The following is a 7,033-nucleotide window of genomic DNA, read 5'->3' on the forward strand; positions in this document are numbered from 1 at the left end:
CCTTCTTTGCCTTCGACAGCTGTGAAGGATCGCGGAGTGGCCGCCCTCATGTCACATCGATCTTCCCTCACGGGCATCAAGGTGACGAACGGGTTCAAACCCGTACACCACTCCCGTGGACGCTAACGATCCGGCCGCGCGAATGAGCTTTTCATACATGTGGTGCATGGAAGGTTCCTCAGGTTCTTCGGGGAATGCGTGGTGGAAGATGAAGATCGGGCGAGTAACCGAAACGCCTGAGCTTGCGTTCACCGCAGCATGCCCTGCACACCGGCCAACGTGCCTGACAAGATCACTCGGCTCTGACCTGGGAGGCGGCCCTAACCACTCTGGATAAGGACGGCGACGTCTGGGGGAGGTGCCCGGCTTGGGGCGCTGGTTGGAGGGTTTGACGGGGAAGGCAGGTAGCCGGCTGCCGTTCCGTGGACGTAACCCCAGGGCTACGCGAGTGCAGGTGCCACGGGCTGGTGTGCGTGTCGCTCCAAAGCCTGACAAGGCCCGAGCGGGGTGACCACGCGCGGGTGGTCCGCTGTCACGGGCGCAGGATGATCTTGCCGACGGTACGGCGGGCCGTCAGGTGTGCCAGTGCCTGCCCGGCCTCCTCCAGCTTGTACTCGGCTCCGGTCACCGGGCGCAGCCGCCCGGCCGTGGTCAGCGCGATCAGCTCCTTCAACGCCTCGGCGGCGGTGCTGCCGGGCAGGCGCAGGTGGGCGCCGAGCCAGTAACCCCCCACCGCGATGTTGTGCTCGCTCAGCAGGCCGGGGTCGACCGGCGAGGGGTCCACCCCGCTGGAGGTGCCATAGGTGGTCAGGCGGCCGAACGGCGCGAGCACGCGGGTCGCGGCGTCGAAGACCGGCCCGCCCACGGCGTCCAGCACCACGTTGACCGGGTCGCCGCCGTTGGCCGCGAGCACCCTTGCGGCATAGCCGTCCGCGGACCCGTCCACTGCCGCGTCCGCGCCCAGGCCGAGCACCAGTTCGCGCTTGCCGGGGGTGGAGGCCGTGCCGATCACCCGGCTCGCGCCGAACTCCTTGGCGAGCTGCACCGCCAGGTGGCCCACGCCTCCGGCCGCGGCGTTGATCACGACGCTCTCGCCGGGTTCGAGCCGCGCCGCCGTACGCAGGAGGTGCCACGCGGTCAGTCCCTGGACCAGCAGCGCCAGCGCCGCCCCGGCCGGCAGGTCCTCCGGGATCTCCACCGGTGTCTTCGCCACGGCCTTGGACGCGTAGGCCGCGTTGGCGAAGGCCAGCACCCGGCGCCCGTCCGAAGTCCGGCCCACGATCTCGCCGCCGGGGACGAACGGCAGCTCCGGCGGCTGATAGGAGCCACGCAAGCGTTCGGCGTCGGCGAAGTTGAGCCCGGCCGCCTCCACCCGCACCAGGATCTCGCCCGGGCCGGGCACCGGATCGGGCACCTCGGCCAGGGTCAGGACGTCAGGACCGCCGAGTCGTTCGGCACGCATCGCTCTCATGGCTGCGACGCTAGGGCCGTGACGCCTCGGCTGGTAGCGGGTGCGTTTTCTGGATGATCCGGAATGTATGAACATCTTTCATACGTTGTCGGCGCTGTGAGCGATCTGAGTGCTGTCGAGATGCGGGTGCTCGTGGCCGTGGACGGCGAAGGCAGCGTCTCGGGCGCAGGAACGCGGCTCGGGCTGACCCAGTCAGCGGTCTCCCACGCGCTGCGCGCCGCCGAGCGGAAGATGGGGGCCGTGCTGTTCACGCGCGGGCGTGGCGGGGCACGGGCCACCACAGCGGGCGCGGCGGCGGTCGGTCACGCGCGGCGCATCCTGCGGCTCATGGAGGTCATGAAGACCGACACGCGCACGGCCGCTCACGGCGAGAGCACGGGGACCGTCCGGCTGGCCGTCTTCCGCAGCGCCGCCTTCCACCTGCTGCCGGGCGTGCTGGTGCGGTTCGGGCAGCGGCATCCGCAGGTGACCGTGGACGTGCGTATCGTGCCCGACCTCGGCAGGGGGATCGCGGGGGAGGTGCTCGACGGGCGGGCCGATGTGGGGATCGTCACGTTTCCGGTGCACGTGGAGGGGCTGATCAGCAAGGAGTTGTACGCGGAGCCGTACGTGCTGGCCTATCCGCAGGGGCATCCGGACCCGCGGTCGCTGCCCATGATCGACTGGCATGAGAACTGCTCGGGGGAGACGCGGCGATGGCTGGCGCGGCAGGACTGGATCCCGCCCGGCGACATCACGGTCGAGGACGACGGGGTGGTGATGTCGATGGTCGGGCACGGGCTCGGGGCCGCGATCGTGCCTCGGCTCTCGACCGTGGGTGCGCCGCCCAAGGTGGCCACGGCCGGGCTGGGCGACGACGCGCCGTTGCGGCACGTGGGCTATGTGACGACGCCGGAGCTCGTCGGGTCGGCCGTCGTCCGCGGCCTTCTCGGGGAACTGCGGACACTCAAGGCGTGACCCTTCATCTGGCCGGGCCGTGCCCGGTATGACCGGCATATCCGCCGGCAGCATCGTCGCGATGGCCGTACCCACGCTCCGGGCGGATGGCCACCAGCTCCGGTAACCCGCGCTACGGCCTGACCCCGTCCGGTGCCAGGCCGCAGACCGCCCTGATCGACCCCAGTGCCTCCACGAGCGCGGTGCCGGGGGGCGCGGCACGCGCAGGCCCTCGGGATGGGCCATCCGGATCACTTCGCGAAGCCCCGCGATGACCTGACCGGCGGAGACGTCGGGATAGGGAGCGAAGATCGGGGAGGGACCCCGAATCCAGGAGCCTGTTTGCGCCATGACCGGGGGGTCGGCCGGGACGCCGGCCGGCGTTTCTACGACCCGCTCAGCCCGTCGGCCGAGCTCGGTTGCTCAGCGAGGGCTTCCCCCGCGGTCGAGGGCGGCGACCTCTCGGACCGCGTCGGCGATGGCGCGGAAGTCCTTACGCAGGATGGCACCGTGGTTGCTGGGAACCTTCGCGCTGATCTTGATGTTCGGGTTGCGCTCGACCACCTGAGTGAGGCTGGCGCGAATGAGCTCCTGCTCGTCACCCTTGCTTCCGAGAGAGGCCCCAGATGCGACCACATAGCGGGTCGGGACGGTGATGTTGTCGAGCACGGGGCCCAGCTCGCGCTCGCGGGCGATCTTGCCCACTTCGATGTTGCTGTCGGCGATCTGCTCGGCACTCATTCGCGGGGTCAGGCCCGTCGGGCGCAGCAGCGGCAGGAGCGGACTCATCCGCCGGAACAGCTTGCGGATCCGCTGCTCGATCGCCTCGGTGAGCCAGTCGTAGGGCTGCGCGCCGTCGACGAGGATCGCGCCCACGGTGCGGGCGGGGTTGCGGCTGGCCCAGTGCGCCGCGACGAACGCCCCGTAGGACCACCCCACCAGCAGCGCCCGCTCCACGCCCCTCGCCGCCAGCACGGCATCGACATCGCGGACGTTCGTCTCGAACGAATAGTCCGCCGAGCGCTTCGACTTGCCGCGGGCTCGCATGTCGTAGGTGATGTGCCGCCACTCCGTCCCCAGCTCGGCGATGACGTGCCGCCAGTAACCCTGAGTGGCGGTGTGGCCGTTGAGATAGAGCACGGGAGTGCCGGGACCGCCGGTGTCGGTGACGGCCAGGGCCGTGTCGTCAACCGGCAGCATGCCGGTCCACTTCGTATGGGTCATGGTTCCTCATCTCTGCGTTCGTTGCCTTGTTCGCCGCAGCCGTCACGGCCGCCGGGCAGAGAGCGCGGAACGCCATGTCACCGTGGTCGGTGTGTGCGCGCCCATGACGGTCTGCTCGGCCTTTTGCGGCCGTCGGCGACGCCCAGCTCGTTGGGTACGTCGCCGCCCATGGCGGTCACGTGACGTTCGCGTCGAGCCGATCGGCGGTGCGCTCGCGGATGGCGAACTCGCGGTGCGCCGTGCGCACGCTCGACGACAGCCCTGGCAGGCTCCGATCGGGTGGACGCCGGTCTCGCCGCCGCCGGTGGAGAGGGCTGGAATCTAGGTTGAAGATGAGCGAGGTCGTGATGGGGGGACTGGCCGAGCCGGTCGAGGGCGTCATCTGTCCCCCGCGATGCCCGGCGGCTACCAGAATCTGGTGATGCTGCTGCACAAGTAGAGGGCTCAACGAGGCGCCGGCGCGATGACGCCGTACAAGGCCGGATCGACGGGTGCTCCTTCTACTTCTCAGCCGTGCCGGGTTCCCCGCTGATGGACTCCTGGTAGACCTCCGCGTAGGTGCGCGAGTCCTTGATCAGGTCGTCGGCGAAGGCAGCGACGTCGTTGCCGATGAGCTCCAGAACTCCCTTGCCGGCCGCGACGCCCTCCTCGAAGAAGTCGACGATCCCTGAGAGCAGGGGCCCGTCATGCAGGTCGACCGGTCCGACTTTGAAGTAGTACCTCTGGAGCTCCTTGTAGACGATCTGGTAGTCCGGCGGGAGCGCCTTGACCCGTGCCATGTGCGCCCGCCACTGCTTCTTGCCCTCGATGATGTCCTGGATGCCCATGTCAGCCTCCTAGCTGGCCCAATTTCCTTGCGACGTTCCTGTTCAACTGCTCGCGCCACCGGTCGCGATAGCCTCGGGCCCCTTCTTCGCCGGCCAGCGCCGCGCAGAAGCCTCCGATGTCATCACCCAGCACCTCGTGAATGCTCCGCCCATCGGCCGCGGTCTCTTCGAGCAGCCCCAGGGCGCTGTCGAAAATCGGCATCAGGTTTCGACCCGTGAAGTCGCCGTAGAGGAAGAGGCAGGCCTTGATCTGTTCCCACGCCGCCCGGTAGTCGGCCGGTAGCGTCTCGGCCCGGACTTCGAACGCCTTCCATTCCCTGGTGAGATCGTTTCCTGTCATGGCGTCCCAGAACTTCATCTCCCGCCCTCCTTGAGCTTGTCGATCCGTGATGTGATGTACTCCCATTTCGCCCAGAACGTCGTGAGTTCTCCGCGCCCCGCCTCGTTGAGCGCATAGAACTTGCGCGGCGGGCCCACCTCAGACGGCCGTTTCGTCACCTGGACGAGCCCGTTCTTCTCCAGCCGCAGCAGGATGGTGTAAACCGTCCCCTCGACGACGTCGGTGAAGCCCATGTCGTTCAGCCGACGCGTGATGGCGTACCCGTAGGTCTCCTCGCTGCCGATGATTTCCAGCACGCAGCCCTCAAGCGTGCCCTTCAGCATCTCCGTCAGGCCTTCCATCGCAGGACCTCTTCCGCCTCCAGGTACTCGGTGGCACTGAGTACAGCTATACAGTACCACGGAGTAGTGGAATCGTCCCCTGGAGCGGGCGCACCGTTTTGCTCGATGCCGAGCCGATGACGGCCGCCTGCCAGTGTCCGAAGTCGTCTGCACGGATGCGCGAGTAGATGGCCGACCATGGTGCTGGCAGGCAAGCTCGACCAGGTGCTTGCTCAGCAGTTCGCCGATGCCCGCAGGCAGCCGAGTACCATGCCTGCTACCTGGATGCGATCAACGCTTCCGCAGCGCACCAGCTGCCGCTCTCGCACGCTGTTGAGGACCGTGAATGACCGACGAGATCAGCCCTGGGCAGGTAGCCGAAATCACCGCGTTCGTGGACATCCAGGCGCCACCGCCGGCTGATCGGGCGACCGCTCTCTTCCTGTTCGGCACCAACCAGGCGCCGCCCGCGGAGATCGCCGCCGAGCTCTACCACGCGGGCCGGGCACCGCTGATCATCGTCACCGGCGGTGTGAACCGGCACAACGGGATCGTCGAAGGCCGGACCTCCCAGCGTCAGCTCATGGACCGCGGCGTCCCCGAGGACGTGATCCGCTGCGAGGACCAATCCGCCAACACCTGGCAGAACGTCGAGTTCTCGCTCGCGCACCTTCATGAAGCACTCCGTGCCGGACTGACGATCACGGCGGTGTCGAAGTGGTACCACCGCCGTACCGTGCACATCCTCAAGACCCTGCTTCGCGACATTGGCGCTTTCTATGCCATCGGCTGGGAGCCCATCTACGCGGGCAAGCCCGTGACTCGAGCTGACTGGCCATCCATTCCCGATGGGAGGCGGCAGGTCATCCGCGAATGGGAAGAGGTCTCTCGCCGGGTGGAAGACGGCAGCCTCGCCACCCTGGAACGCGTGCACGGATTGTGGCGCTGACCTTTGCGACCGACCAGCCGCGCTGATCGGGCTGCGACGGCTGGAGACACGAGATGCCGGCGGAGTTCATGTGCCCAGGAGACGACGGCATTTCGCCGCGCCTGGGCGGCAGCGGTAGCGCCCACGGGCGGCCACACTCTCGACCGAAGCGGCAGCCCCGCATGGGCCGAGCCTCTGGGGATAACCGCAACCGAAAATGCAACTGGGCGGGCTTCCGAATCATGGAGATCGGGAGTCCGCCCAGGTCATTGAGGTAGGGCGCCCGGGGCTCGAACCCGGAACCTACGGATTAAAAGTCCGCAGCTCTGCCAATTGAGCTAACGCCCCTCGCAACAGCAAGGGTACAGAGATTACCGCCCTGTCCGCGACGCCTCCATCACCGGTAAGCAGCCAGCCCGGTCAGCGCTTCCCCCAGCACCAGCGTATGGATCTCCTGCGTCCCCTCGTACGTCAGCACGCTCTCCAGGTTGTTCATGTGCCTGATCACAGGGTACTCCAGCGTGATCCCGTTCCCGCCCAGGATGCTGCGGGCCTGGCGGGCGATGTCCAGGGCGGCCCGTACGTTGGCCAGCTTGCCGAAACTGATCTGCCGGGGCTCCAGCCGTCCGGCGTCCTTCAGCTCGCCCAGGTGCAGCGCGGTCAGGCCGGCCTGGGCGGCGCCGACGTACATCCAGGCGAGTTTCTCCTGGGTGAGCTGGAACGCGCCGATCGGCTTGTCGAACTGCACGCGGGTCTTCGCGTACGTCACCGCCGCCTCCAGGCAGGCGCGGGCGGCGCCCACGACGCCCCAGATGATGCCGAAGCGGGCTTCGGACAGGCAGGAGAGCGGGCCCTTGAGGCCCGTGACGCCGGGCAGCGCGGCGGACGCGGGCAGGCGCAGGTCGTCGAAATAGAGGGAGGAGGTGACCGAGGCCCTAAGGGACAGCTTCTTGTGGATCTCAGGGGCGGAGAAGCCGGGGGTGGAGG

General features: G+C 68.1%; 9 protein-coding genes and 1 tRNA gene. 2 read left to right on the plus strand and 8 right to left on the minus strand.

The genetic code is table 11. The annotated features are described in order from the left end of the window. Positions 1 to 532: 532 nt before the first annotated feature. On the minus strand, positions 533 to 1,471 hold the full coding sequence (locus tag ETD85_RS58765) for a quinone oxidoreductase family protein (RefSeq protein WP_138698499.1): 939 nt from the start codon (positions 1,469 to 1,471) through the stop codon (positions 533 to 535). Between the two features lie 96 nt (positions 1,472 to 1,567). Here ETD85_RS58765 and ETD85_RS58770 point away from each other — a divergent pair, with 96 nt between their 5' ends. Further along, positions 1,568 to 2,428 carry a LysR family transcriptional regulator gene (locus tag ETD85_RS58770; RefSeq protein WP_138698500.1) on the plus strand — a complete coding sequence of 287 codons (861 nt, stop codon included), beginning with the start codon at positions 1,568 to 1,570 and terminating at the stop codon, positions 2,426 to 2,428. 402 nt (positions 2,429 to 2,830) lie between these two features. On the opposite strand, the gene ETD85_RS58775 is transcribed toward ETD85_RS58770, so the two are convergent. The 5 genes from ETD85_RS58775 to ETD85_RS58795 form a co-directional block, all read right to left on the minus strand. Then, positions 2,831 to 3,631, minus strand: coding sequence for an alpha/beta fold hydrolase (locus ETD85_RS58775; RefSeq protein ID WP_138698501.1), 801 nt, complete (start codon positions 3,629 to 3,631; stop codon positions 2,831 to 2,833). Positions 3,632 to 3,806: 175 nt separating this feature from the next. Continuing rightward, positions 3,807 to 4,013, minus strand: coding sequence for a hypothetical protein (locus tag ETD85_RS65285; protein WP_138698502.1), 207 nt, complete (start codon positions 4,011 to 4,013; stop codon positions 3,807 to 3,809). Between the two features lie 118 nt (positions 4,014 to 4,131). Next, positions 4,132 to 4,458 (minus strand): DUF1048 domain-containing protein, encoded by a 327-nt coding sequence (locus tag ETD85_RS58785; RefSeq protein WP_138698503.1) that lies wholly within the window; start codon positions 4,456 to 4,458, stop codon positions 4,132 to 4,134. A 1-nt stretch (position 4,459) separates the two neighbouring features. Then, entirely contained in the window at positions 4,460 to 4,816 is a 357-nt protein-coding gene (locus ETD85_RS58790) for a DUF1048 domain-containing protein (RefSeq protein WP_138698504.1), read from the minus strand. Continuing rightward, positions 4,813 to 5,139, minus strand: a complete 327-nt coding sequence (locus ETD85_RS58795) for a PadR family transcriptional regulator (protein WP_138698505.1) — start codon at positions 5,137 to 5,139, stop codon at positions 4,813 to 4,815. Before ETD85_RS58795 ends, ETD85_RS58790 begins: the two co-directional genes overlap by 4 nt. Before the next feature lie 325 nt (positions 5,140 to 5,464). On the opposite strand from ETD85_RS58795, the gene ETD85_RS58800 reads away from it, so the two are divergent. Beyond that, positions 5,465 to 6,067, plus strand: a complete 603-nt coding sequence (locus ETD85_RS58800; protein ID WP_138698506.1) for a YdcF family protein — start codon at positions 5,465 to 5,467, stop codon at positions 6,065 to 6,067. A 254-nt stretch (positions 6,068 to 6,321) separates the two neighbouring features. On the opposite strand, the gene ETD85_RS58805 is transcribed toward ETD85_RS58800, so the two are convergent. Together ETD85_RS58805 and ETD85_RS58810 are read right to left on the minus strand one after the other, a co-directional pair. After that, positions 6,322 to 6,394, minus strand: a tRNA-Lys gene (locus ETD85_RS58805). A 49-nt stretch (positions 6,395 to 6,443) separates the two neighbouring features. After that, a partial coding sequence (locus ETD85_RS58810) for an acyl-CoA dehydrogenase family protein (RefSeq protein ID WP_276617421.1) occupies positions 6,444 to 7,033 on the minus strand: 590 nt, incomplete at its 5' end.

Origin of the sequence: Nonomuraea zeae (genome assembly GCF_005889725.1) — a bacterium.
In the GTDB taxonomy this organism is placed as follows: domain Bacteria; phylum Actinomycetota; class Actinomycetes; order Streptosporangiales; family Streptosporangiaceae; genus Nonomuraea; species Nonomuraea zeae.